Origin of the sequence: Acidovorax sp. M2(2025), assembly GCF_049330835.1 — a bacterium.
In the GTDB taxonomy this organism is placed as follows: domain Bacteria; phylum Pseudomonadota; class Gammaproteobacteria; order Burkholderiales; family Burkholderiaceae_C; genus Acidovorax.
Window position 1 is genome coordinate 4,095,399 of the sequence record NZ_CP186262.1, and the last position, 22,949, is coordinate 4,118,347.

The 22,949-nt window shown below is 68.5% G+C and carries 18 protein-coding genes; 4 read left to right on the top strand and 14 right to left on the bottom strand.

Annotated features, from left to right (window positions below):
- Positions 1-33: 33 nt before the first annotated feature.
- On the top strand, positions 34-1,101 hold the full coding sequence (locus ACOYR3_RS18860; RefSeq protein WP_422843842.1) for an ABC transporter ATP-binding protein: 1,068 nt from the start codon (positions 34-36) through the stop codon (positions 1,099-1,101).
- A 120-nt stretch (positions 1,102-1,221) separates the two neighbouring features.
- On the opposite strand, the gene ACOYR3_RS18865 is transcribed toward ACOYR3_RS18860, so the two are convergent.
- The 7 genes from ACOYR3_RS18865 to ACOYR3_RS18895 form a co-directional block, all read right to left on the bottom strand.
- Entirely contained in the window at positions 1,222-2,454 is a 1,233-nt protein-coding gene (locus ACOYR3_RS18865) for a Yip1 family protein (protein WP_422843843.1), read from the bottom strand.
- A gap of 287 nt (positions 2,455-2,741) precedes the next feature.
- Positions 2,742-3,479, bottom strand: a complete 738-nt coding sequence (locus ACOYR3_RS18870) for a lysophospholipid acyltransferase family protein (RefSeq protein WP_422843844.1) — start codon at positions 3,477-3,479, stop codon at positions 2,742-2,744.
- 34 nt (positions 3,480-3,513) lie between these two features.
- Positions 3,514-4,809, bottom strand: a complete 1,296-nt coding sequence (locus ACOYR3_RS18875) for a dihydroorotase (RefSeq protein ID WP_422843845.1) — start codon at positions 4,807-4,809, stop codon at positions 3,514-3,516.
- 198 nt (positions 4,810-5,007) lie between these two features.
- A complete protein-coding gene (locus ACOYR3_RS18880; RefSeq protein WP_291489621.1) occupies positions 5,008-5,970 on the bottom strand; it encodes an aspartate carbamoyltransferase catalytic subunit in 963 nt (320 codons plus the stop codon).
- A 2-nt stretch (positions 5,971-5,972) separates the two neighbouring features.
- Entirely contained in the window at positions 5,973-6,500 is a 528-nt protein-coding gene (gene pyrR, locus ACOYR3_RS18885; protein ID WP_422843846.1) for a bifunctional pyr operon transcriptional regulator/uracil phosphoribosyltransferase PyrR, read from the bottom strand.
- Positions 6,497-6,931 (bottom strand): Holliday junction resolvase RuvX, encoded by a 435-nt coding sequence (ruvX, locus tag ACOYR3_RS18890; RefSeq protein WP_422843847.1) that lies wholly within the window; start codon positions 6,929-6,931, stop codon positions 6,497-6,499. The genes pyrR and ruvX overlap by 4 nt, the downstream gene beginning before the upstream one ends.
- The gene (locus tag ACOYR3_RS18895; RefSeq protein ID WP_422843848.1) at positions 6,928-7,527 is read right to left on the bottom strand and encodes a YqgE/AlgH family protein; all 600 of its coding nucleotides are present in this window, start codon (positions 7,525-7,527) and stop codon (positions 6,928-6,930) included. Before ACOYR3_RS18895 ends, ruvX begins: the two co-directional genes overlap by 4 nt.
- 21 nt (positions 7,528-7,548) lie before the next feature.
- Here ACOYR3_RS18895 and ACOYR3_RS18900 point away from each other — a divergent pair, with 21 nt between their 5' ends.
- The gene (locus tag ACOYR3_RS18900; protein ID WP_422843849.1) at positions 7,549-9,033 is read left to right on the top strand and encodes a cryptochrome/photolyase family protein; all 1,485 of its coding nucleotides are present in this window, start codon (positions 7,549-7,551) and stop codon (positions 9,031-9,033) included.
- Between the two features lie 54 nt (positions 9,034-9,087).
- Here ACOYR3_RS18900 and ACOYR3_RS18905 read toward each other — a convergent pair whose 3' ends face one another.
- From ACOYR3_RS18905 to ACOYR3_RS18935, 7 genes are all read right to left on the bottom strand, one after another.
- The gene (locus ACOYR3_RS18905; protein WP_422846620.1) at positions 9,088-10,260 is read right to left on the bottom strand and encodes a PilT/PilU family type 4a pilus ATPase; all 1,173 of its coding nucleotides are present in this window, start codon (positions 10,258-10,260) and stop codon (positions 9,088-9,090) included.
- A gap of 108 nt (positions 10,261-10,368) precedes the next feature.
- Positions 10,369-16,671: an Hpt domain-containing protein gene (locus tag ACOYR3_RS18910; protein WP_422843850.1), complete on the bottom strand. Its 6,303-nt coding sequence runs from the start codon at positions 16,669-16,671 to the stop codon at positions 10,369-10,371.
- A 46-nt stretch (positions 16,672-16,717) separates the two neighbouring features.
- Positions 16,718-18,997 (bottom strand): methyl-accepting chemotaxis protein, encoded by a 2,280-nt coding sequence (locus ACOYR3_RS18915; RefSeq protein ID WP_422843851.1) that lies wholly within the window; start codon positions 18,995-18,997, stop codon positions 16,718-16,720.
- 21 nt (positions 18,998-19,018) lie between these two features.
- Positions 19,019-19,546 (bottom strand): chemotaxis protein CheW, encoded by a 528-nt coding sequence (locus ACOYR3_RS18920; protein ID WP_422843852.1) that lies wholly within the window; start codon positions 19,544-19,546, stop codon positions 19,019-19,021.
- Positions 19,547-19,561: 15 nt separating this feature from the next.
- Positions 19,562-19,927, bottom strand: a complete 366-nt coding sequence (locus ACOYR3_RS18925; RefSeq protein WP_291489612.1) for a response regulator — start codon at positions 19,925-19,927, stop codon at positions 19,562-19,564.
- Positions 19,927-20,325 carry a response regulator gene (locus ACOYR3_RS18930; protein WP_005796099.1) on the bottom strand — a complete coding sequence of 133 codons (399 nt, stop codon included), beginning with the start codon at positions 20,323-20,325 and terminating at the stop codon, positions 19,927-19,929. Before ACOYR3_RS18930 ends, ACOYR3_RS18925 begins: the two co-directional genes overlap by 1 nt.
- Positions 20,326-20,391: 66 nt before the next feature.
- Positions 20,392-20,565, bottom strand: a complete 174-nt coding sequence (locus tag ACOYR3_RS18935; RefSeq protein ID WP_291489611.1) for a rubredoxin — start codon at positions 20,563-20,565, stop codon at positions 20,392-20,394.
- A 94-nt stretch (positions 20,566-20,659) separates the two neighbouring features.
- Here ACOYR3_RS18935 and thiD point away from each other — a divergent pair, with 94 nt between their 5' ends.
- Positions 20,660-21,610 carry a bifunctional hydroxymethylpyrimidine kinase/phosphomethylpyrimidine kinase gene (thiD, locus tag ACOYR3_RS18940; RefSeq protein ID WP_422843853.1) on the top strand — a complete coding sequence of 317 codons (951 nt, stop codon included), beginning with the start codon at positions 20,660-20,662 and terminating at the stop codon, positions 21,608-21,610.
- Complete coding sequence (hemL, locus tag ACOYR3_RS18945) at positions 21,594-22,904, top strand: glutamate-1-semialdehyde 2,1-aminomutase (protein WP_422843854.1); 1,311 nt, start codon at positions 21,594-21,596, stop codon at positions 22,902-22,904. The genes thiD and hemL overlap by 17 nt, the downstream gene beginning before the upstream one ends.
- Positions 22,905-22,949 lie beyond the last annotated feature (45 nt).

The following is a 22,949-nucleotide window of genomic DNA, read 5'->3' on the forward strand; positions in this document are numbered from 1 at the left end:
TAAGCATTTACGTACGCCGCCTAGAATCCGTGCATGTTTCTTGAGGTCTCCCAACTCGAAGTGCGCTACCGCGGCCGCGCGCAGGCCGCCGTGCAGGGCGTCACCCTGGGCCTGCGTGCCGGCGACATCGGCGTGCTGATCGGCCCGTCCGGCTGCGGCAAGACCACGCTGCTGCGCGCGGTGGCGGGGCTGGAGCCGGTGACCGCCGGCGAGATCCGCCTGACCCGAAGCGTGGTGGGCAGCGCCACGCTGAACGTGCCGCCCGAGCTGCGGCGCATCGGCATGGTGTTCCAGGACTACGCGCTGTTCCCGCACCTCTCGGTGGGCCGCAACGTGGCGTTTGGCATCCACCAGCTGCCCCGGGCCGAGCAGGCCGCGCGCGTGGCCGAGGTGCTGCGCCTGGTGGGACTGGAGGGCAGCGAGCAGCGCTATCCGCACGAGCTGTCGGGCGGGCAGCAGCAGCGCGTGGCGCTGGCCCGGGCGCTCGCGCCGCGGCCGCAGCTCATGCTGCTGGACGAGCCGTTTTCCAACCTGGACGTGGACCTGCGCGAGCGCCTGGCGCACGAGGTGCGCGGCATCCTCAAGGCCGCGGGCGCCACGGCCCTGTTCGTCACGCACGACCAGTTCGAGGCCTTTGCCATTGGCGACGTGATCGGCGTGATGCACGAGGGCCAGCTGCACCAGTGGGACGACGCGTACACCCTGTACCACCGCCCCGCCACGCGCTTCGTCGCCGACTTCATCGGCCATGGCGTGTTTGCCCCCGCCACGCTGGTGCAGCAGGGCACCCATGTGGTGGCCCAGACGCCGCTGGGCGAGCTGACCGACCTGCAGGAATGCCCCCTGCCCGGCAGCTACCCCGGCGGGGAATGCGATGTGCTGCTGCGCGCCGACGACATCGTGCACGACGACCATGCCGCCGTGCAGGCGCAGATCGTGCGCAAGTCGTTTCGTGGGTCGGAGTTCCTGTACACCCTGCGCCTGGCCGACGGCCACACGGTGCTGGCCCATGTGCCCAGCCACCACGACCACGCCCTGGGCGAATGGATCGGCATCCGCGCGCAGGTGGACCACGTGGTGACGTTCCCCCGCGCGCAGTAGCTCTGTTTTTAGAAGAATCGGCCGCCAGCGCTTATTCAGAAAGCGCGAGCAGCTATTATTTTTGAAGCATTCGGCCGCACTCTGCGACGCACCGGAAGCGCTGCGGGGGGCGCCCCCCCGTCAGGACTTGCCGCCCTTGCGCTGCAGGCCTTCCAGGGCGTTCAGGTCCACCTGCGAGAGAAAGCCCCGCAGGTCCTTCACGGCCAGCTGGTCGGCCTCGACGCTCACCACCAGGCCGTTCTTCAGCACCGTCTTGAACTCGGCGTGGCTGCCGTCCTTTTCATAGCGCTGGTGCAGCGTGCGGCCGCCCTCTTGCCAGGTCTTCTCGGCGCTGGTCGTGTCTTCCTTCTCGCCCTGGGCCATGCCCATGGCCAGCGCCGCCATCTGGCCCAGGCCGCCGAGGTCCACGATCTCCAGGCGCACCTGCTTGTCGTCGCTGCCGTACTGCGCACTGGCCTGGCTGGTGGGCAGGCCCAGCGCGGCGCCGTCCTGCACCTCCAGGCCGGTGCGGGGCAGCCCGCCCAGCTTGTCGGGCAGGGCCGCCTTGAGCGACTGGGCGGCAATCACCCCGCCGCCGGCCCCCAGCGCGCCTGCCGCGGCCTGGGCGGCCTCGCCGGTGGCTGCAGCGATGGCGGCCGGGTCCTGGCTCTTCTGGGCGGACTCCATCTTGCGCGCGGCCTCTTCCATCCGCTTGCCCGCGGCTTCCAGCCCCGCCGTGTCCACCGACACCTTGCCGCCCGGGGTGTTCACGCTGACGGCCGCACCGCTGCCCATCAGCGCGCCCGTGCCGGGCAGCACCAGCGTGCTCACCGCGCCGATGACCACGCCCACCACGAGGGCGGCAATGATGACCACCACGGTGTAGGCCACCGACTTGGCGGGCGCACTTTTCATCAGCACGGGCAGACCGGTGTAAAGCAGGTAGATGGAGTACAGCGCGGCCAGCAGGCCAAGCATGGCCAGCGCCGGCAGCAGGCTGAACACGCCGCCCAGCAGCGCCGCGGTGCTGGCGTACACCGCCACCTTCATCGCCTGCTGCGGGTTCTTCTGCCCGCCGAACGTGGGGGCCAGCGCGTCGATGATCAGCCCCAGCACAAACAGGCCGGCCAGGCTCATCACGTAAGACACCACCATGTTCACCAGGCCTGCCACGAAGGGCACGCGGACGGTGATGCCTAAGCCGCCCAGGCCGATCAGCGACATGCCGATGAAGCCGCAGACCGCCGGGATGGCCGCCAGCACCATGGCGTACCGGGTGAACAGCGTGCGGGCGTCCGTGGGCTCCGCCTCGATGTCGCGCCAGGTGTCCTTGGGTTGCAAAAGAATGCGCTGCACGCGCTCGATCAGGTTCATGGGTCCTCCGGCCAATGGGTGTGGGTCCGCACGGAAAAGCCCTTGCCGCCCGTTCGGGCGGAGCCTGTCGAAGCCTTGCGCAGCAGCGCTTCGGCAGGTTCCGCGTGAACGGACGGAGGCGGGGTGCGGATTCCGAAAAGAGGCCCGCCGGCGCATCCATACGCCCCGCCAGGCCGAAGCCCGGGACGATACGCGCAGTGGCCGGATTTGCCACGCGGAGCGCCGCACGCGGCGCCCGAAAGCGTGGAATATGCACGCTTTCGGCCACGCCATCACGGCGACGGTTCTCAGGCCTGGCGCAGCCGGTCCACCGTGTCGTGCAGGTGCTGGGTCCAGGCGCGGCGGTCGCGGCCGTCGGCCTGCTCGGGCGTGCCGTAGTGCACCACGGCCTCAATCGGGGGCGCGCTCAGCGTGCGCCAGATGGAGCCGACCAGCGTCTCGTCGCCGATGTAGCTGGGCGCAAAGCTGGTGGCGCCCGTGGTCTGGTCGGCAAAGCGCAGACCCACGGGCTGCACCGGGGCCTGGGCGAGCACGGCGGCCTGCAGCAGGTTGGCGTGAAAGGGCAGCATGGCGCGGCCGTCGCCCGTGGTGCCTTCGGGGAACACGGCCAGCACCTCGCCACGCTGCAGGGCCTCCTGCATGGTGCGCACCATGCGCAGCGCATCGCGGCGCGAGGCGCGCTCGATGTATAGCGTGCCCGCCGCCGTGGCCAGCGTGCCGATGAGGGGCCAGCCCTGCACGTCGGACTTGGAGACAAAGCGGCAGTGCCGCGCCGCGTGCATGACCGGAATGTCGAGCCACGAGATGTGGTTGGCCACCAGCATCACCGGCCCGGCCACGGGCGGCGTGCCGAGGATGCGCAGGTGGATGCCCGCATGCGCCAGCAGCTGCAGCGACCAGGCCTGCACATGCGCATGCTGCTGGTCGGGCGCGAGCGCGGGAAAGCGCAGCGCCACGATCCACAGCCCCTTGGCGATATGGCCCAGCATGCGCAGCAGGCGCCAGCAGGCGCGCAGGGATCGCATCACGGCAGACCTGGCATGCAGCGCGGACGCTGGTTCAACCTTGGTCGAAAGCGATCTGGCCACCCACCAGCGTCATGCGCACGCGGCCCGGCAGTTCGTAGCCCGAGAACGGCGTGTGCTTGCCCTGGCTGCGCAGCGCGTCGGCCTGCACGGTCCAGGCGGCCTGCGGGTCGAAGATGCACAGGTCGCCCACGCCGCCTTCCACGATCTGGCCCACGCTGGCCTGCAGCGTGCCCAGGGCGCCGCCCAGCACGCGGGCCGGCTCGCTGGTGACGGTGGCCAGCGCGCGCGCCAGCGGCACGCCGCTGTCCTGCGACCACTTGAGCGCCAGCGACAGCAGCAGCTCCAGCCCCGTGGCGCCGGGCTCGGCCTCGGCGAAGGGCAGGGTCTTGGCGTCTTCGTCCACCGGGGTGTGGTCGGAGACCAGCGCGTCCAGCGTGCCGTCGGCCAGGGCGGCGTTCAGCGCGTCGCGGTCGCGCTGCTGGCGCAGCGGGGGCGACAGGCGGGCGCGGCTGTCAAAGAAGCCGATGTCCACGTCGGTGAGGTGCAGCGAGTTGATGCTCACGTCGGCCGTGACCTTCAGGCCCTCGGCCTTGGCGCGGCGCACCAGCTCCACGCCCGCCGCGCTGGACAGGCGGCACAGGTGCACGCGGGCGCCCGTGGTCTTGAGCAGCTCGAAGATGGTGTGCAGCGCAATGGTCTCGGCCGCCACGGGCACGCCCGACAGACCCAGGCGCGTGGCCAGCGGGCCGCTGGCCGCCACGCCCTTGCCCAGGTGCATCTCCTGCGGGCGCAGCCACACGGTGTAGCCGAAGGTGGCGGCGTACTGCAGCGCGCGCTGCAGCACCTGGGTGCTGGCCAGCGGCACGTCGGCCTGGCTGAAGCCCACGCAGCCGGACTCGGTCAGCTCGGCCATCTCGGTCAGCACCTCGCCTTCCAGCCCGCGGGTGAGCGCGCCCAGCGGGAACAGGCGCGACTGGTGCAGCTTCTCGGCGCGGAACTTGAGCATCTCCACCAGCCCCGGCTCGTCCAGCACCGGGTCGGTGTCGGGCGGGCAGACCAGGCTGGTCACGCCGCCGGCCACAGCCGCCGCCATCTCGGATTCGAGCATGCCTTCGTGCTCGTGGCCCGGCTCGCGCAGCCGCGCGGCCAGGTCCACCAGGCCGGGCAGCACGATGCAGCCCGCGGCATCGACGGTGCGCGTGGGCGCAAAGTCGGGCGGCACACGGTTCACGCCGACGATGCGGCCCGCAGCGATGGCGATGTCGCAGGTCTGATCGAAGCCCGAGGCGGGGTCGATGACGCGGCCGTTCTGGATCAGGATTTTCATGATTTCAAGCCAAATTGGCCGCCAGTGCTTACTGGATAAGCGCTAGCAGCTATCAAAAACAGAGCAAACACACCACTCAACATTTCAACCGCCGCTCGCACCGCCGCAGCCCCCATGCGAGTGCCACCGTGGAACCGGCTTCGCCGGGCCACCGGTGGCGTCCCCCTTGGGGGGAAGACGCGAAGCGGCTCAGGGGGGTCACGCTTCGTTACCGGCAACGATGGACATCACCGCCATGCGCACCGCGATCCCGAAGGTCACCTGCGGCAGGATCACGCTCTGCTTGCCATCGACCACGGCGGAGTCGATCTCCACGCCGCGGTTGATGGGGCCGGGGTGCATCACGATGGCGTCGGGCTTGGCCAGCTGCAGCTTTTCCTGCGTGAGGCCGAAGCTCTTGAAATATTCCTGGCTGGACGGCAGCAGCGCGCCGCTCATGCGCTCGTTCTGCAGGCGCAGCATGATGACCACGTCCGCGTCCTTGATACCCTCTTCGAGCGTGTGGCACACGCGCACCCCCATCTGCGCCATGTCGCCCGGCACCAGCGTGCGCGGGCCCACCACGCGCACCTCGGCGCAGCCCAGCGTGGTCAGGCCGTGGATGTCCGAGCGCGCCACGCGCGAGTGCAGCACGTCGCCCACGATGGCCACGGTGAGGTTGGAAAAGTCCTTCTTGTAGTGGCGGATGGTGTACATGTCCAGCAGCCCCTGCGTGGGGTGGGCATGCCGGCCGTCGCCCGCATTGATCACGTGCACATGGGGCGCCACGTGCTGCGCGATCAGGTACGGCGCGCCGGATTCGCTGTGCCGCACCACGAAGAGGTCGGCCGCCATCGCGCTCAGGTTGGCGATGGTGTCCAGCAGCGACTCGCCCTTGCTGGCCGAGCTGCGCGCGATGTCCAGGTTGATCACGTCGGCCGACAGGCGCTTGGCCGCGATCTCGAACGTGGTGCGCGTGCGCGTGCTGTTCTCGAAGAACAGGTTGAACACGCTCTTGCCGCGCAAGAGGGGCACCTTCTTCACCTCGCGGTCGTTCACGCTCACGAAGTTGGCGGCCGTGTCCAGGATGTGCGTGACGATGTCGCGCGGCAGCCCTTCGATGGACAGCAGGTGGATCAGCTCGCCGTTCTGGTTGAGTTGGGGGTTGCGCTTGTGCAGCACGGTCAGGCCTCTTTGACTTGGAATTGGAAGTTGCCGCTGTCGTCGCGCGCCAGCGCCAGCGACTGCGCCGCCGGCAGGGCCACGCGCGCCGCCGCGAAGTCGGCCTGCACGGGCAGCTCGCGCCCGCCCCGGTCCACCAGCACGGCCAGGCGCACGCTGGCGGGGCGGCCGTAGTCGAACAGCTCGTTGAGCACGGCGCGGATGGTGCGGCCGGTGTAGAGCACGTCGTCCAGCACCAGCACGTCGGCGCCGTTCACGTCAAAGGGCAGCGCGGTCTGCGCGCTGGCCGACAGGCCGCGCTGGGCAAAGTCGTCGCGGTGCATCACCGAAGACAGCACGCCCGCGGGCCCGTCCAGGCCCAGGTCTTTCTGCAGGCGCTCGGCCAGCCAGGCGCCGCCGGAGGCAATGCCGGCCAGGCGCGTGGTGGGGGTGCGCATGCTGCGCACGCCGCGCAGCAGTTCGCGGTACAGCGCCTCGGCGTCGAGGGCCAGCGCCCCCACGCTGGATGCCGGATGGGAAGGTTGGCTCATGGAAGATTCCTCAAAAACTGTTCCAGGATGATGCAGGCCGACGCAGCATCCGCATCCTTGGCGCCTCCCGCGAGGGCTTCGGTGGTGCTGTAGCGTTCGTCCACTTCAAACACCTGCAAGCCAAAGCGGCCGCGCAGCTGGCGCCCGAACTTGAGGGCGCGTGCGGTGTTCTCGTGGCTCGCGCCGTCGGGGTGGTAGGGCACGCCGATCACCAGGGCGTCGGGCTGCCATTCCTTGATGCGCTCGGCCACCTGGGCAAAGCGGGCGTCGCCCTCGGCCTGGATGGTGCGCTGCGGCGTGGCGCTCTTGAGCATGCGGTTGCCCGTGGCCACGCCCGTGCGCTTCTGGCCAAAGTCAAAAGCAAGAAAGGTCTGGAAATGCGCGGGAACGGCGGGCTGCGGGGTCGGCTGAGCGGGCGACAAGCCGGTCATGCGTGCCCCGCCTCGGGCGACAGCATCCAGGCCTGCAGGCCCAGCAGCGACAGGGCCCGGTCGTAGCGCTCGGGCACGGGGGTGTCGAAGATCACGGACAGGTCGGCCGCCACGGTGAGCCAGGCGTTCTCGGCCAGCTCGGACTCCAGCTGGCCCTCGCCCCACGACGAGTAGCCCAGCGTGATCAGCACGCGGCGCGGCCCGGCGCCGGTGGAAAGGGCTTCGAGCACGTCCTTGGACGTGGTCATCTCCAGCCCGCCCGGAATGGTCATGGTGGAGGCGTACACGGGCTCGTCGGCCTCGGCCTTGTCCACCAGGATCGGCTCGTGGAGCACGAATCCGCGCTCGGTCTGCACCGGCCCGCCCTGGAACACGGGCTCGCGGCTCAGGTCCTCGCGCCGCAAGGACAGGTCCACCTTGTCGAACAGGCTCTTGAGGGTGATGTCGGAGGGCTTGTTGATGATGAGCCCCAGCGCACCGCGTTCACTGTGCTCGCACAGGTAGACCACACTGCGCGCAAAAGACGCATCTTCCAGACCGGGCATCGCGATCAGGAAATGATGCGTCAGGTTGATGGGCGCAGAATCAAAAGACATGTGGCAATTTTAACGGTGAACATGGCGCCCCCCTCCGAGCCTTCCTACCCCTGCGGCCTCGTCTGGTTCCGCCGCGATCTGCGTGCCGACGACCAGGCCGCGCTGTACCGGGCCCTGGCCCAGTGCGAACAGGTGCACTGTGCCTTTGTGTTCGACCGCGAAATCCTCGACCCGCTGCCCCGCGCCGACCGGCGGGTGGCCTTCCTGCGCGAGGCGGTGGAGGAGCTTCACGGCGCGCTGGCGGCGCTGTGCGGCCACCCGCACGGCGGGCTGATCGTGCTGCACGCAACGGCCAGCGAAGCCATTCCCGCGCTGGCGCAGGCGGTGGGCGCGCACGCCGTGTTTGCCAACCACGACGACGAGCCCCAGGCGCTGGAGCGGGACCGCCGGGTGCGCACCCGCCTGGCGGCCGCGGGGCGGGCGTTCCATACCTTCAAGGACCATACGGTGCTCGAGCGCAGCGAGGTGCTCACCCAGGCAGGCCAGCCCTACAGCGTGTTCACGCCCTACAAGAACGCTTGGCTGAAGCGGATCGACGCCTTCCAGCTCAGCGCCTACCCGGTGCAGCGCCATGCCCACCGCCTGGCGCCCCGGCCAGCGGACTGCCGCCAACCGGTGCCCTCGCTGGCGGCGCTGGGTTTCCAGGCCGGGGACGGGTCCGCGGCGCGGCTGCCCGGCGGCGCCCGGGGGGCGCGGCAGCTCTTCGACGACTTCCTGGGCCGCATCGACCGCTACGGGCAGACCCGCGACTTCCCGGCCGTCAAAGGCCCCAGCTACCTGAGCGTGCACCTGCGTTTCGGCACCATCTCCCCACGCCTTCTGGCCCGCACTGCCCACCAGCGCATGCAGGAGGGCAGCGCCGGTGCCGCCGTGTGGCTGAACGAGCTGATCTGGCGGGACTTCTACTTCCAGATCCTGCACCACCACCCGCATGTGGTGGGCCGCAGTTTCAAGCCCGCGTACGACGCGATCCGGTGGGAATCCGGCCCGCAGGCCGAGGCCCTGTTTGCCGCCTGGTGCGAGGGGCGCACCGGCTACCCGCTGGTGGATGCGGCCATGGCCCAGCTCAACCAGACGGGCTACATGCACAACCGCCTGCGCATGGTGACCGCAAGCTTCCTGGTGAAAGACCTGGGGGTGGACTGGCGCTGGGGCGAGGCTTACTTTGCCCGGCAGCTCAACGATTTCGACCTGGCCGCCAACAACGGCGGCTGGCAATGGGCCAGCTCCAGCGGATGCGACGCGCAGCCGTACTTCCGCATCTTCAACCCGGTGAGCCAGAGCGAAAAGTTCGACCCGGAGGGCAAGTTCATCCGCCGGTACCTGCCCCAGCTGGCGGCACTCCCGGCCAAGGCCCTGCATGCCCCCTGGCTGGCACGGCCCCTGGAGCTGGAGGAAGCCGGGGTACGCCTGGGCGACACCTACCCCCTGCCCGTGGTGGAGCACGATGCCGCACGGCAGCGTACGCTGGAGCGCTATGCGGTGGTCAAGACGGCCGCAGGCTGATACCGCGCAGTGCCTGGGGTAGAACCCCGCGGCCAAAGCCCGGACCTGGGGAGGTCAGCGATGCCCCGGCGGTGGCGGATCGCCTGGCGGGGGTTCTTCCGGCGTCATCTGCATGCCATCGCCGCCCAGCGACGCCCCCGCAGCCAGCCGCAGGCGCAGGCGCACGTCGGTGCGGTTGTCGGCGTTGGCAATGGCTTCCTCGGGCGATATCGCGCCCGCCTCCACCATGCCCAGCAGGGATTGGTCAAAACTCCACATGCCCTGCTCGCCACTGCGGGTGATGGCGGTCTTGAGCTCGTCGATCTGGCCCTTCTGGATCAGTTCGGACACATACGGCGTGAGCAGCATGATCTCGGTCGCGGGGACCAGGCGGCCCGCCAGGCCCCGCACCAGGCGCTGCGCCACCACCGCCTGCAGGTTGAGGGACAGGTCCATGAGTAGCTGGCGGTGGGCGTCCTCGGGAAAAAAATTCACGATCCGCTGCACTGCCTGGTTGGCATTGTTGGCGTGCAGGGTGGACACGCACAGGTGGCCGGACTCCGCATAGTGCAGCGCATGCTGCATGGTGGCGCGGTCGCGGATCTCGCCGATCATGATCACGTTGGGCGCCTCGCGCATGGCCCGGCGCAGCGCTTCGTCATACGACAGGGTATCGAGCCCCACCTCGCGCTGCGTCACCAGCGATTTCTTGTGCGTGTGCAAATACTCGATAGGGTCTTCCACCGTGAGAATGTGCCCGCTGGTGTGCGTGTTGCGATGGTCCAGCAGTGCGGCCAGCGTGGTGGTCTTGCCCGAGCCTGCGGAGCCCACCGTCAAGACCAGCCCCCCTTTGAGGGACGCCAGCCGCTGGAGCACGGGCGGCAACCCCAGTTCTTGCAGCGTCGGGATCCGGGCGATCACGTGGCGGATCACCATGCCGACCTGCCCCCGCTGCCTGTGCACGTTCACGCGAAAGCGCTCACCCTCCGTGGTCTGCAGCGAGAGGTCGCACTCCAGGGTGGCCTCAAACTCCTTGCGCTGGGCCTCACGCAGAATGGAATAGGCCATCTGCCGCACATCGTCGGCCGCCAGGACCTGCGGCGCGATGGGAACAAAGGCCCCTTGCCGCTTGATGGTGGGTGCAGCACCCGCCAGCAGAAACAGGTCCGAGGCCTGCTCACGCGCCACCAAGGCCAGGCAGGCCAGCAGCCGGGGATCGGGGGAAGGGGATGGGGCCAGCGGGTCCATCACGGTGACCTGGCCTGCCTTTTCCATGCGCAGCACGCAAGGCAAGGCAGCAAGAGAGCACTCCCGACCCAGGCAGACTCGCGGGGTCGGGAGCGGGCCTGCATGGTGTCAGGCCTCGGCCGCTGCCGCTGCAGCTGCCCGGGCGTAGTGCTGGATCAGGCTCAGCAGCTCCTCGTCGGAGTACGGCTTGCCCAGGTAGTGGTTGACGCCCAGCTCCATGGCATGTTCGCGGTGCTTCTCGGCGATCCGCGAGGTGATCATGATGATCGGCAGATCCCGCAGGGCGCCGTCGGCGCGGATGTTGCGCGCCAGGTCGAAACCGTCCATGCGGGGCATTTCGATATCGGACAGCACGACGGTGGGGCGCTCCTCCTGCAGGCGTTCCAGCGCCTGCAGGCCGTCCGCCGCCAGCGCGACGCGATAGCCTTCGCGCTGCAGCAGGCGCTGCGTGACCCGGCGCACGGTGATGGAGTCATCCACCACCAGGACCAGCGGCACCTGGCTCGGTCCCGCCAGCTGGGGCGAGACCACCGACTTGCCGCCGCCCGCAACCGCGGCCGCTTCGGCACCTGCCTCCAGCACCGGCGGCAGGCCCGCCGTGGCGGCGCGCACCTGGTCGCCGTACACCGTGGCCAGGGCCACCGGGTTGTAGATCAGCACCACGGCGCCCGATGCCAGCACCGACATGCCGGCCAGGCCGGGCAGCCGGGACAGCTGCGGCCCCAGGTTCTTCACCACCACTTCCTGGTTGCCCAGCACTTCGTCCACGTGCATGGCGATGCGCTGCGAGGCGCTGCGCAGGATCACGACCGGACGCGTCTTGCCCGCCGGCTCGTTGCTGCGCGCAGAAGCCTGCAGCAGCGCGCCCGACCAGAAGAACGGCAGCTTTTCCATGCCGTCGTCGAACAGGCCGGTGCGGTACGCTTCTTCCAGCTCCGGCCCCGACGTGCGGCGCACGATCTCGACCACGTTGGCCGGAACGCCGATGGCCAGATCGCCCGAGCGCAGCATCACCACCTGCGTGACAGCCGTGGTCAGCGGCAGCACCATGCGGAACGCGGCGCCCTTGCCGGCCTGGGTGGAGGTCTCGATGCGACCGCCCAGCGCGTTGATTTCCGAGCGGACCACGTCCATCCCGATGCCGCGCCCCGCCAGGCCCGTCACTTCCGTGGCGGTGGAGAAGCCCGGCATGAAGATCAGGTTGCCCGCTTCCGCGTCGCTCAGTTCGGCGTCGGGAGCGATAAGGCCCTGTGCCACCGCCTTCTCGCGGATGCGCGGAACATTCAGGCCGGCGCCGTCGTCGCGGAACTCCACCGACACGTCGTTGCCCTCGTAGCGCAGATCCACCGTGATGGTGCCCGAGGCAGGCTTGCCGGCCGCGACGCGGTCTTCGGGGCTTTCGATACCGTGGGCCACGCAATTGCGCAGCAGGTGCTCGAACGCGGGCGTCATGCGGTCCAGCACGCCGCGGTCCATCTCGATGGAGCCGCCCGTGATGTCGAGCTTGATCTGCTTGCCCATTTCCTTCGACGACTGGCGAACCACCGCATACAGGCGCTCCGCAATGCCTTCGAACTCCACCATGCGGGTGCGCAGCAGATCGCGCTGCAGTTCACGCGCTTGCCGGCCTTGGGCGATGAGGTCGTCTTCCGCCCCTTCCATCGCCCGCTGCAGGTTGCGCTGCACCGTGGCCACGTCGTTCACCGACTCGGCCATCATGCGCGTGAGTTCCTGCACCCGCGTGAAGCGGTCGAACTCCAGCGGATCGAAGCCGGCTGCGGAATCCTTGGACAGTGCCAGGCGCGACTGCATCTGCGTCTCGGCCTGCACTTCGATGTCGCGCAACTGCTGGCGCAGGCGGTCCAGGTTGCCCGACAGATCGGCCAGCGAACTGCGGAACTGGCCCATCCGTGCGTCCAGCCGCGAGCGGCTGATCATCACTTCGCCCGCCTGGTTCACCAGGCGGTCCAGCAGCTGGGCACGCACCCGCACCGACTGGCTGGCTGCCGCGCGGAGCGGGGCCAGCTGTGCCGCCACTGGCGCACGCAGCGCCGCTGGTGCCGGAGCGCCCGCGGCGGGCACCGCAGGGGCGCCGGCCGCTGGCACGGAAGCCGCCGCAGCGACCTGCGAAGAAGCCTCGGGGGCGGCCGCCAGATGGACATGGATGTCCTCCACCGGTGCCGCCATGGCGGGCTCGGCAGGGCTCTGCCCAATGGCCCGCAGCGCATCGAAGCCCGCTTGCAGCGCATCGAAACTCGCCTGCAGCGGCTCGATCTGGTCCGCCGTCACCGTTTCGGCATCCAGCTGCTCGATGGCGGACTCCAGCCGGTGGGCCATTTCGCCCAGCCGCATGGCGCCGGCCAGCCGCGAGCTGCCCTTGAGCGTGTGCAGTGCTCGCAGCACTTCGTTGCGCGCCCCCAGGTTGTCCGGGCGTGCGGCCCACTGCCGCAAGGCGCCGCCAAGCTGGGGCAACAGTTCGGCCGCCTCCTCCTCGAAGATGGGGAAGAGGTCGGGGTCGATGACGTCGATGGCATCGATGTCATCGTCCACATCCGAGGCGCGCGCGACGGCCTGTGCGATGGCGTGGTCGACGCGCTGGTCGTGGTCGGGCACATTGGCAGACAGCGCTGGCGCCACTGTGCTGGGGGCGACCGCCACAGGGGCCGGCTCCTCCGCCAGGGACTGCAGCAACGCCTCGCCGGCGGCCACGGGGGCATCGCTGGGCGCCGCCTCGGGTGCCAGCAGCGCCTGGGCGGCCTCCTCTTCGGGCGGAGACAAGGTGTTGTCCACCTCGGTTTCCAGGATCTGGCGCAGTTGCTCCAGAACGTCCTGGCTCGGCTCCTTGAGGAAGCCGGCAGCAAACTGGTGCAGCAGGCGCCGGATGTCTTCGGCGGCCGCCATGAACGCCTGGGCCTGGTCCTGCGTACCGCCGGACTGCAGGGTCACGTGCTGCAGCGCATGCTCCAGCACCCGTGCCAGCTCGGACAGGGCCGTGAAGCCCACGGTGGCGGAGGCGCCGGCCAGCGAATGGGCCAGCGCCACGGCCGTGTCGGGCAGGGGCTCGTGCAGTTCCAGCGACCATTCCTGGAGGCAGGTCGCCAGGCGACGGGACCACTCGTCGGCCTCGTTGAGGTACACGTTGTACAGCGGGATGCCGATGCGCAAGGTGTCGATCACCTTCACCGCCTCATCGCCACCGTCCTGCTCCTCGGGCGGCAGGGCTTCGGCCGCCACGGGCGCGGGCTCTTCCGCCGGCGCGGGGGCGGATTCAGCCACCGGCACGGGCTCTTCGACCGGCGCGGGCGCCGGGGCCTCCACGGCCTGCGCGGGTTCCTGAGCCAGTCCGGGCTGCGCTTCGCCGGCCAGTGCGGCCAGCATATCGTCTTCGGCGAGCAGCGGCTCCGGCGCCGGGGCCGCCGCGGCAGGCACTTCGCCCGGCAGCAGCACCTCCAGCGGAGGCAGCTCCTCGGATTCCAGCGAAGGCAACGCAAGCGCCTCGGCGGCGGCTGCCTCGGCCACACCCTCTTCCGCGGGCGTCAGGCCGGCCAGTTCCGGTGCTTCGTCCTGCGGCGCCGCAGCCACGGCCGCGGGTTCCAGGTCGGGCAGTTCGAGGTCCAGCACAAAATCGGCACCCAGGGCCTCTGCAGGCTCTGGCTCGGCTGGCGTGTTGTCCAGGGCGGCCTCGAACTCGGAAAAATCGATGTCCTCGGTGACCTCGGGGGCAGGCTCCGTGCCGGCAAAACCTTCTTCGGGAATTTCGGTGGCCGCGAAGTCCTGAACCTCCAGGTCTGCGGGCTCCGCCGGTTCCACTGGGGTCTCTACCGTCTCCACCGCCACCTCGGGCAGTTCCTGCGGCGCAACCTCTGCCACGACAGGCTCGGCCGGCTCTGCTGCCGCCGCGGGTTCGGCGGGTTCCACACCGGCGGACGCCAGCGACAGCGGCACCAGCGTGCCCTGCAGGCGCATGGCATCTGCGGACTTGCGGAACGCCTCCGGCATCCAGCCGGACGCGGTGCCCGCTGCAATATCGTCGGCCCAGCGGCCAAAGGCTTGCAGCGCGTCGGACGACAGCTGCAGCAAGCCGGGCTGCATGGGCTTTTGCTCTGCCAGCCAGGCATTGAGCACCTGCTCCATGGACCAGGCCGCTTCGCCAAAGTCGTTCAGGCCCACCATCCGCGAGCTGCCCTTGAGCGTGTGGAAGGCGCGGCGCAGCGTGGTCTGCTCACTGAGGTCCGCCGGCTCGCTGCGCAGGGTTTCGATGGCGGCCAAGCCATTGCCCACCACCTCCCGGGCTTCCTCCAGGAAGACGTCGAGCAGTTCGTCCTCGACCTCGGGCTCTTGCGCGGCGACCGGCGCCACGGGCGCGGGCGCTGGTGCCGGGACGACCTCGGCCGCGGGCGCAGGCAGCTCCAGATCAAAGGAGAAGTCCGGCGCAAGCGCGCCGGCCGCCACCGGCTCCACGGGGGTGCTGGCGGGTGCAGGCGGTATATCCGCCAGGAACGGCAGCGACCCGAAATCGGTGGGCGCGCTGGCGGGCTCCTGCACCGGGAAACGGGGCAGCACATCCGGGACCGGGATGGCGGCGCGTTCTTCCAGCGGGGGCGGCGTGTCTTCCGCGGCGTCCGAGGCGCGCCGCCGGGTCTTGCCCATCAGGATGCGCAGCTCGCCCAGCTCTTCGTCGTACACGAACAGCTTGCGCGCCATCGTGCGCTGGTAGCTGAGCATGTCGATCAGGAACCCCAGCGCGCCGAGGCTGTTGCCCAGCTTTTCGAACACGCCCTGCCGGTCGGCTTCAGGCACTTCGTTGATGAGCAGCCGCTCCACCGTGTCCCGCATGCGGACCACGGCCAGCGAGGCCTGGTCCAGCCCCAGCACGGACAGCACGCCCCGCATCTGCGCCAGGTGGCCCGGCACGGTGGCCAGCACCGCCGTGTCCTGGGGGTTGCGGAAGAACTGGTCCATCGCCTTTTCGGCCTCGGCCAGGGTGGCGCGCAGCTCGTCCACCACGCTGCCCATGGTCTGGTTGTCGCTGACCCTGCGGTACAGCTCTTCCATCCACGGCTCCAGCGGCTCAGGCTCCGCGCCCGCCCGCACGGCATCCAGGCGTTCGGCCAGCCGGCTGGCACGGGCTTCCATCTGGTCGTCCGCGGCATCCAGCTCTTCGAATGCGGCCTGCAGGTACAGCACCGAGGTGGCCACTTCCATGGCCAGCGCGGCCGAAGGCGGCTCACCGGAGCGCGTGGTCGCATCCAGCGCGCGCGTCAGGGCCTGGGCCAGGCTCTCGCTGCCGGGCTGGAGCTTGCGCAGCGAATCACACACCAGGCTGAACTGGTCTGCCGCCGGCTTGAGCTTGTTGCGGTCGCCACCCGCCAGCGCCGACCAGGTCTCCGTGGCCGCGGCAATCCGCTTGCGCGCCTGGGCCAGCAAGGCCGGGTCAAAGCGGCCGAAACGGGCCGACTCGTAGTCCACCGGCTTGAACCGGTCCAGCGCAAAGGCCTGCCGGACCGCCCGCAGGGCGGGCACGTCCTGGGCCGCCGGATCGGCCGGCTTGGCTTGCGAACAGAAAAAGAGCAGGTCCTGGACCAGGCGGTCGGCAATCGTCGCGTCGCCCTTGGCCAGCGTTGCGTATTGCATCAGCACCCGGGACGCCACCCGCTTGACGTAGACGTCCGCCGGCAGCAGGCCGGTGCCAAACGCTTCGAAGAAGCCGGCGCAGATCTTCCAGAACGCCCGGGACTGGCGGTCCTGCTGGGCGGCCACGAAACCCAGGCAGGTGTCCCGCAGGCTCAGGGCGGCCTTGGGATCGCCCGATTTGACGATGCGCAGCACGGCCGAGTCCAGACGCCCGCGCGCCTGCGGTCCATAGGCCAGCGGCGCGGCCGCAACCACGCCTTCGGGCTCGCGGAAACGCCGCTCCACGGGCCACAGGTCTGCCGGGTGCACCCGGTCCGCGCCGGCCAGTGCCTGGGCGTCGCGGTACTGGGGAAACAGCGCCACCGGCGAGGCCGGCTTGCCGGCCAGCACGGTTTCGAGGTATTCGATCAGCGCAAAGCTGGCCCGCTCAATGACGGCGGCGGCTTCGTCGCTGCAGCTTTCGGGCCGCTGCACAAACTTCTGCACGGCGGACTCCATGGCCCGCAGAACCAGCGCGGGCGGGCCCATGCCCACCATTTCCAGAGCGCCGCAAGCCTGATGCAACTGCTGGCGCGCAATGCGCAGGGGGCCGGCGTCCAGCGCGGCCAGATCGGACTCGCGGGCAGCTTCTGCGTCGCGAACAAAGCGGCGCATGGCCTTGACGGCTCCGTCAAGGGATTTGCGCAATTCGTCAAGCACCCACGCCAGGGGGCCGAGGTCCTGATCCCCCTGAGCGCCATCCACAGCCGGTGCAATATTGACATCAATAGATGACATGGATTCGTCCCCGGCTGCTTCGAGCCAGATGGTTGAAGACTAAGCGTCAGGCAATCTTGAACCGGGCCACCGACTGGCGCAGTTCCTCGGCCATGTGAGACAGCTCACGCACCTGCTGCGCCGTGGTGCGCGTGCCCTCGCCCGTCTGCTCGGTCACCGCAAAAATGTGCTGGATGTTGTCTGCCACCTCGTTGGCCAGCACGGCTTCGCGCGATGTGGACGACGAGATCTGTTCAATCAGTTCTGCCAGGCGGCGCGACACGCGGTCGATTTCGGTCAGTGCGGTACCGGCGCTGTCGGACAGGCGGGCCCCTTCCACCACACCCTGCGTGGAGCGCTCCATAGCGGCCACGGCATCCTGGGTGTCGGTCTGAATGGCCTTCACCAGCGCCGAGATCTGGCGCGTGGCGTCTGCGGAACGTTCAGCAAGGCGCTGCACTTCTTCCGCCACCACCGAGAAGCCGCGGCCGGCTTCACCAGCGGATGCGGCCTGGATGGCTGCGTTCAGGGCCAGCACGTTCGTCTGCTCGGTAATGTCGGAAATCAGCTCGGTGATTTCACCGATCTCCTGCGACGATTCGCCCAGGCGCTTGATCCGCTTTGAGGTGTCCTGGATCTGGTCGCGGATGGAGTTCATGCCGCCGATGGCGTTCTGCACGGCCTGCAGACCGGAGTCGGCTGCCTGCAGCGACTGGCGGGCCACCGTGGCGGACTCTTGCGCCTGGGTAGACACCTCGTTGATTCGGGTCGCCATGTCCAGAACGGAGCGGCCGGTTTCGCGGATCTCGCGCAGCTGTTCGGTCGAAGCGGCCAGCAGTTCCGTGGAGGTGTTGTCCACCTGGGCGGTCGTCTGGGCCACGCGGGTGGCCGTGTTCTGCACGCTGCCCACCAGCTGGCGAAGCTCTTCCACCGTGTAGTTCACCGAGTCGGCAATGGCGCCGGTGATGTCTTCCGTCACGGTGGCTTCCTGCGTCAGGTCACCCTCGGCAACCGCCTGCAGTTCGTTCATCAAACGCAAAATGGCCGCCTGGTTCGCGTCGTTGACGCGCTTGGCTTCCTGCTCCTGGCGCTTGGCATCGCGCTGCTGCATTTCAGCAGCCGCCTGGCGGCCACGGCTGTCCAGCAGCTGCACGCGGGAAATGCCCACGCCGCAAAGAATCACGAACAGGCCGGCCAGCGCCAGGGCGGCCAATTGGCCGCCGCCCACGCCCGTCTGGGCCGAGAGCTTGGTTTGCAGGTTTTCCAGCTGGCGGCGCAGCGGTTCGCTGTCGGCAATGATGGCGGACTGTGCTTCGCGGGCCGACACCAGGCCCTGCAGGTTGCCCAGAATGGCGCTGGCCTGGGTGCGGGTCTGCTCGTACAGCTTCACCAGCGCTTCCAGTTGTTCGCGGGTCTGGGCGTCCTTGGTGGCCGTCAGGCGCAGTTCGGGGCTGCCGTCCAGCAGGCCCTGGGCAATCTCCTTGAACGAGTTCAAGTCCTTGCCCAGCAGGAACACGGCCTCAGGGCTCACGCCTTCCATGGTCTGGAATTCGTTGGCCGACTTGCCGATCCGCTGCGTCAGCATCACCAGCTGGCCAGCTGCGGAAATCTCGGCCGCAGGCGCGTTTTGCTGCAGCTTGAGCGACGAGACGGTTTCTGCGATTTCCAGCAGGTCGGACGACTGGCGGTTGATGGTCCGCAGCGCGTCACCCACCTGGGTCAGGATCTTTTGCTGGCCCATCACCACGCTGGCGTTGCGCTCGGCGCGCTCCATCAGGGGGTTCACGGCTTCCAGGTCGGGCTTGTAGGGCTCGCCCAGGGATTGCACGCCCAGCTCTTCGTCGCCCGCGTTCAGGGCGCGCACGTTGCGCGCCAGCACGCCGGAGCTTTCCACCACGTCAGGGAATGCCTGGGGGCTACCCACCAGCGCCTGCGACACCGACTTGGCCAAGCGCTGTGACTGCATGAGCGACTGGCCGGTAGCGGCAAGCTGCTGCGCCGAGCGGTCGGCCTGGCGAAGCACCCAGGCAGCAATCAGCGCCAGCACCACCACGCCCACGCCCAGCAGCCCCAGCAGGCGCCGCTGGTGCGCCGCCGCGGTGGCGCGCCCCAGGATGGGCAGCGCAATGAGGTCTTCCTCGGCTTCGGGCGCGGACAGCTCCGAAGGGTAGCCGTCCGGGTCGCCCTGGACGCTGTTCAGGGCCTCTGCCTGGTAGGTCTCGCGCAATGCGCTTGCACCCGCGGCAAGCGGGTCCTGCCCGTCGTCAGCGGCGCCAGCCGCCGCGCCGGCTTCCGGCGTGGCGGGTTTCCGGTTGAACAGTTTTCCAAATTGATTGACGACGGACATGGTGCAGCCTTACAGAAAAACTCAAGCACTGATGCTCAGGAAAGCAGGATGTTGGGACAGGATCTGCAGGTTCAGCTCCTGCCAGCGCGTGCCGCTGGAATCGAGATAGGCGCTCCCGAAGAAGGCGGGCGCATCCTCGGCCGGGGGCTCGGACCCGACAAAGGCCTCGGTCCCGCGCAGACCCGCGAGCCGGTCCACCAGCAACGCGGCATTCACGTCCAGGGCGGCGTTGAACGCGAGCAGGCTGGCCTCGGCCAGCCCCTGCTCCGTCCGCGCTACCTCGGAGCCCAGCAGGCCCGCCAGATCCACCACCCCCACCAGGCCGCCGCGCAGGTTGGCAACGCCCAGGAACCAGCGCTGGGTGTAGGGGACCGCCTGGACCGGCACCCAGGGAAAGATCTCCCCGGACTGGCCCAGCGGCAGCAAATAGAATTTCCCGGCGGACTCGACAGCCAGCCAGGACGACACAGAGGTTCCTTCGGTTCTTGCAGCCTGAAGGCGGCTGGCAAGCCGGGTCTGGAGCTCTCGCAGGGCTTCGCGGTTGGCCATGAACGCGCCGCAGCCTCAGTTCAGGGCGTCAATCTTGGCCTGGAGTTCAGCGGGGTCCACGGGCTTGGTGATATAGCCACGCGCTCCCTGCCGCATTCCCCAGACGCGATCGGTCTCCTGGTTCTTGCTGGTGCACATGATGATCGGCACGTCGGCGTAGGCGGGGTCCCGCGTGATGGCACGGGTGAGCTGGAAACCGTTCTGGCCGGGCATGACCACGTCCATCAGGATCAGGTCGGGCTTTTCCTCGGCCAGGCGGCGGAACGCTTCGTCGGCATTTTCTGCCGTACGCACCTGCATGCCTTTTTTCTGGAGCAGGTCGGTCAGGAACATCAACTCGGTCTTCGAGTCGTCGACGACCAATACTTTCTGGATGGGCATTACATCGCTCCTTGTTGGGAATTGCCAAACTGCTGCACAGCCTGCAGCAGCTGGTCTTTGGTAAACGGTTTGGTGAGATATTCCTGGCAGCCGACCATGCGCCCGCGCGCCTTGTCGAACACGCCGTCCTTGGAGGACAGCATCACCACCGGAGTATCTGCAAAACGGGCGTTGCGCTTGATAATCGCGCAGGTCTGGTACCCGTCGAGCTTGGGCATGAGGATGTCGCAGAAAATCAGCTGGGGCTGGTAATCATTGACCTTGGCCAAAGCATCAAAGCCGTCGTCTGCCAACAAGACTTCGTGCCCCCCCTGCTTGAGAAAAATCTCGGCGCTTCGACGAATGGTATTGCTGTCATCCACCACGAGCACTTTGAAAGATGCGCCTGTTGTAGTCAATTGTTACCGCTCCCGATGGGAAAATAAACAACGCAGCAGCACCATGATGGATGGTGCTGGTACGCCTCAGATCTGGACCATCTCGAAGTCTTCTTTGCGGGCCCCGCATTCGGGACAGGTCCAGTTCATGGGGACCTGGTCCCAGGGCGTATTGGGTGCGATGCCGTGCTCTGGTGAACCCGCTGCTTCGTCATAAATCCAACCGCAAATCAGACACATCCAAGTTTTAGAGTCGGTCACAGCTTAAAGGGCCTTCACATAGAATGCAACGATTGTATCTAGTCATCTCCATGGGCCGCGGCATTGGTGCCACCCCTCTTGCAGGATCTGGTCCATGACCGACAAAGCCTCCCTCTCCCCCTCGGAAATCATAGACGGCGAAGATGACGGTTCGGAGGAAGCGACCCCCGCCTGCGTACTGGTTTTCAACGCCAGCGACCCCAGCGGCGCCGGCGGGCTGACCGCAGACATCACCACCATCGCATCGGTGGGTGGGCACCCGGTGGCGGTGGCCTGCGGCGCCTATGCCCGCGATACCGCCCAGATTTTTGACCACTTCAGCTTCGAAGACGAGGCGGTGACCGAGCAGGCGCGCGCCGTGCTGGAGGACCTGCCCGTGCAGGCCATCAAGGTCGGCTTCCTGGGCAGCGCGGAAAACGTGAGCGCCGTCGCGGAGATCACCACGGACTACGACGAGGTGCCGGTCATCGCGTACATGCCCAACCTGTCCTGGTGGCGAGAAGAGCTGATCGACGAGTACCTCGACGCCTTCCGGGAATTGTTGCTGCCGCAGACTTCGGTGTTGGTTGGAAACCACAGCACGCTGTGGCGCTGGCTGCTTCCGGACTGGAACAGCGACCGCAGCCCCACGGCGCGGGACTTGGCCCGGGCTGCCTCGGACATGGGCGTGCCTTACACCCTGGTCACCGGCATCCCCCTGCCCGAGCAGTTCGTGGAGAACGTGCTGGCGTCGCCACAGATGGTGCTGGGCACGGGGAAGTTCGAGCTGTTCGACGCCACCTTCTCGGGCGCGGGCGACACCCTGTCCGCTGCGCTCACCGCCCTGGTGGCCGCCGGCAACGACCTGGGCGAGGCCACCAGCGAAGCCCTGAGCTACCTCGACCGCTGCCTGGACGCGGGCTTTCGCCCGGGCATGGGGCACATCGTGCCCGACCGCATGTTCTGGGCCCAGCCCGACGACGACACCGAAGAAGAAGAGACCGCCATTGATGAAGCACAGGCCCTCGAAGGCTTTGTGATGCCCCCCCATGACACCAAGCACTGACCTCAACATTCCCCTGTTCGAACGCGCCAAGACGCTCATCCCCGGCGGCGTGAACTCGCCCGTGCGGGCCTTCAAGGCCGTGGGCGGCACGCCCCGGTTCGTCAAGCGTGCGCAGGGCGCCTACTTCTGGGACGCCAACGACCAGCGTTTCATCGACTACATCGGCTCCTGGGGCCCCATGATCCTGGGCCACGGCCACCCCGCCGTGCTGGAGGCCGTGCAGAAGGCCGCCCTGGAGGGCTTCAGCTTCGGCGCGCCCACCGAGCGCGAGGTCGACCTGGCCGAGGAGATCCTGGGCCTGGTGCCCTCCATGGAGATGATCCGCCTCGTCAGCTCGGGCACCGAAGCCGGCATGAGCGCCATCCGCCTGGCGCGCGGTGCGACCGGCCGCAGCAAGTTCATCAAGTTCGAAGGCTGCTACCACGGCCATGCCGACTCGCTGCTGGTCAAGGCCGGCTCGGGCCTGGCCACGTTCGGCAACGCCACCAGCGCGGGCGTGCCGCCGGAGGTGGTGCAGCACACGCTGGTGCTGGAATACAACAACGTTGCCCAGCTGGAGGAAGCCTTCGCCCTGCACGGCAAGGACCTGGCCTGCGTGATGATCGAGCCCATCGCGGGCAACATGAACTTCGTGCGCGCCAGCATCCCCTTCATGAAGCGCTGCCGCGAGCTGTGCACCGAGTACGGCGCGCTGCTGGTGCTGGATGAAGTGATGACGGGCTTCCGCGTGGCGCTGGGCAGCGCGCAGAGCGTGTATGCGAAGAGCATCCCCGGCTTCAAGCCCGACCTCACGGTGCTGGGCAAGGTGATTGGCGGCGGCATGCCGCTGGCGGCCTTTGGCGGCCCGCGCGCCATCATGGAACACCTGGCGCCGCTGGGCGCGGTGTACCAGGCGGGCACGCTGTCGGGCAACCCGGTGGCCACGGCCTGCGGCCTGGCCACGCTGCGCGAGATCAAGAAGCCGGGCTTCTTCGACGCGCTGGCCGCCCGCACCCGTTCGCTGGTCGATGGCCTGGCCGGCGCGGCCGCAGCCGAGGGCGTGCCCTTCAGCGCCGATTGCGAGGGCGGCATGTTCGGGTTCTTCCTGCTACCAGCGCTGCCGCAGAACTACGCCCAGGTGCTCAAGACCGATGGCGCGCGCTTCAACGCGCTGTTCCACGGCCTGCTGGACCGTGGCGTCTATATCGCGCCCGCCCTGTACGAGGCGGGCTTCGTGAGCGCCGCCCACACGGCAGAGGACATTGCCACCACGGTCGCCGCTGCGCGCGAAGTGTTCCAGCTGCTACCAAAATAATAGCTGCTGGCGCTTATCTATCAAGCGCTGAAGGGCCAAAAGACC

What these genes read in the sequence shown, in the direction of transcription:
- ACOYR3_RS18860 (WP_422843842.1), top strand. Translation starts at nt 34, where the DNA reads ATGTTTCTTGAGGTCTCCCAACTCGAAGTGCGCTACCGCGGCCGCGCG.
- ACOYR3_RS18865 (WP_422843843.1), bottom strand. Translation starts at nt 2,454, where the DNA reads ATGAACCTGATCGAGCGCGTGCAGCGCATTCTTTTGCAACCCAAGGAC.
- ACOYR3_RS18870 (WP_422843844.1), bottom strand. Translation starts at nt 3,479, where the DNA reads ATGCGATCCCTGCGCGCCTGCTGGCGCCTGCTGCGCATGCTGGGCCAT.
- ACOYR3_RS18875 (WP_422843845.1), bottom strand. Translation starts at nt 4,809, where the DNA reads ATGAAAATCCTGATCCAGAACGGCCGCGTCATCGACCCCGCCTCGGGC.
- pyrR (WP_422843846.1), bottom strand. Translation starts at nt 6,500, where the DNA reads ATGAGCCAACCTTCCCATCCGGCATCCAGCGTGGGGGCGCTGGCCCTC.
- ruvX (WP_422843847.1), bottom strand. Translation starts at nt 6,931, where the DNA reads ATGACCGGCTTGTCGCCCGCTCAGCCGACCCCGCAGCCCGCCGTTCCC.
- ACOYR3_RS18895 (WP_422843848.1), bottom strand. Translation starts at nt 7,527, where the DNA reads ATGTCTTTTGATTCTGCGCCCATCAACCTGACGCATCATTTCCTGATC.
- ACOYR3_RS18900 (WP_422843849.1), top strand. Translation starts at nt 7,549, where the DNA reads ATGGCGCCCCCCTCCGAGCCTTCCTACCCCTGCGGCCTCGTCTGGTTC.
- ACOYR3_RS18905 (WP_422846620.1), bottom strand. Translation starts at nt 10,260, where the DNA reads ATGGACCCGCTGGCCCCATCCCCTTCCCCCGATCCCCGGCTGCTGGCC.
- ACOYR3_RS18910 (WP_422843850.1), bottom strand. Translation starts at nt 16,671, where the DNA reads ATGTCATCTATTGATGTCAATATTGCACCGGCTGTGGATGGCGCTCAG.
- ACOYR3_RS18915 (WP_422843851.1), bottom strand. Translation starts at nt 18,997, where the DNA reads ATGTCCGTCGTCAATCAATTTGGAAAACTGTTCAACCGGAAACCCGCC.
- ACOYR3_RS18920 (WP_422843852.1), bottom strand. Translation starts at nt 19,546, where the DNA reads ATGGCCAACCGCGAAGCCCTGCGAGAGCTCCAGACCCGGCTTGCCAGC.
- ACOYR3_RS18925 (WP_291489612.1), bottom strand. Translation starts at nt 19,927, where the DNA reads ATGCCCATCCAGAAAGTATTGGTCGTCGACGACTCGAAGACCGAGTTG.
- thiD (WP_422843853.1), top strand. Translation starts at nt 20,660, where the DNA reads ATGACCGACAAAGCCTCCCTCTCCCCCTCGGAAATCATAGACGGCGAA.
- hemL (WP_422843854.1), top strand. Translation starts at nt 21,594, where the DNA reads ATGACACCAAGCACTGACCTCAACATTCCCCTGTTCGAACGCGCCAAG.